This window comes from Frankia sp. AgKG'84/4, from assembly GCF_023242965.2.
Taxonomy (GTDB): Bacteria; Actinomycetota; Actinomycetes; order Frankiales; family Frankiaceae; genus Frankia.
Map to the genome: position 1 here is coordinate 1 of NZ_JALKFU020001082.1, position 1,461 is coordinate 1,461.

3 protein-coding genes are annotated in these 1,461 nt (G+C 76.1%); 1 reads left to right on the forward strand and 2 read right to left on the reverse strand.

Annotated features, from left to right (window positions below; genetic code table 11):
• The coding region (locus MXD58_RS27445) for a DNA glycosylase AlkZ-like family protein (RefSeq protein WP_250610949.1) at positions 1-565 on the forward strand (565 nt) is incomplete at its 5' end.
• A gap of 45 nt (positions 566-610) precedes the next feature.
• Here MXD58_RS27445 and MXD58_RS27450 read toward each other — a convergent pair.
• Entirely contained in the window at positions 611-946 is a 336-nt protein-coding gene (locus MXD58_RS27450) for a TFIIB-type zinc ribbon-containing protein (protein WP_248840558.1), read from the reverse strand.
• Between the two features lie 85 nt (positions 947-1,031).
• A partial coding sequence (locus MXD58_RS27455; RefSeq protein WP_250610951.1) for a phosphotransferase family protein occupies positions 1,032-1,461 on the reverse strand: 430 nt, incomplete at its 5' end.

Genomic DNA, 1,461 nt, shown 5'->3' on the forward strand with positions numbered 1-1,461 from the left:
GGGCACCATCGTGCGCGGCCCCGTCGTCGGGACGGAACAGGCGTACGCCCTGGTCAGCGACTGGCTCGGCCCGCCGCCGCAGGCCTTCGACCGGGACGCGGCGCTGGCCGAGCTGGCCCGCCGGTACCTCGCCGGGCACGGGCCGGCGGACGAGCGCGACCTGGCCCGCTGGGCGGGCCTGCCGCTGGGCGATGCCCGGCGGGGGCTGGTGGCGATCACCGCCGAGGTGGTGACGACCCCCGGCGGCCGGCAGGATCTGGCCGGCCGGTCCCGCCACCCCGGGGACCAGTTTCCAACACGTCTGCTGGGCGCCTTCGACCCGATCCTGCACGGCTGGGCCGAACGCAGCTGGATCGGCGCCGACCAGCGAACGATCACCAGCAACGGGATCTTCCGGCCGACGATCCTCGTCGACGGTCGGGCGGCCGGGACCTGGTCGATGCCCGGCGGGCGCGTCGAACTCGCGCCGTTCGCCGATCCGCCGGCCTGGCCGGCGCCGGTCGCCGCCGCGCTGGCGGACGAGGCCGACGACGTGCGCCGCTTCCTGGGTGTCCAGCCGGGCTGACCTTCGCCGGCCTGTCGGGCCGCGCCGGCGCGGGGGGCGCCGCGGTCAGGAGCTGAACAGCATCCGGGCGAAACCGCCGTGCTTGGAGCGGTTGCCGTGCCCGTGCCCCCACGCCGGCTGGGCGTGCTGACCGGGCTGCGGGTAGGGGCTCTGCTGCGGGTAGGCACCCGGCTGGGCGTACTGCCCCGGCTGCGCGTAGGGCGGCGCCGGTGGCGGGGGGCCGGGCTGGGACCACTGGGCTTCGAGGCGGGTGAGGGCCTCCAGCTCGCCGTAGTCGAGGAAGATGCCCCGGCACCCATCGCACTGCTCGATCTGGATGCCGTTGCGGTTGTAGGTCCGCATCATGGCGTGGCACTTCGGGCACTGCAGCGTGTAGCTCACGGTCGTGACCTTCCGTTGCGTGGGACGGGAGACGTCCGACGTCGCCGGAAGCGTACCGGTCCGGCACCGTGCGTCCGCCGAGCCGTCAGGATCCCGACTCCGGGCCGTGGCCGCCGGCGATCCGCGCGCAGCTCTCCACGAACGCCGCCGAGACCGGGTCCAGGCCCGCGTCCAGGCCCGCGTCCGGGGGCCGTTCGAAGTGGGCGGCGAGGGCCGTGGCGGCGTATTCCACCGTGCGGAACCGGGCGGGCAGGTCGAGCGCCGGCCACGGGTCGGCCCAGTCCGTCACCGCGGGCCCGCCACCCGCCGCGTACGCGTCGACGAAGCGCGCCCACAGGTCCACCGGCAGCAGGCCGGCCGCGAACCAGGCGGCCGGCCTGGCCAGGTCCCAGGCCGGGTCGCCGAGTCCCAGGTCGTCCACGTCGATGAGCCGCCAGCCCGCCCCGGGCAGCGCGACGAGTTGGCCGAAGTGCCAGTCACCGTGGATGACCGCGACGGGCCGGCCGGCGCGGATC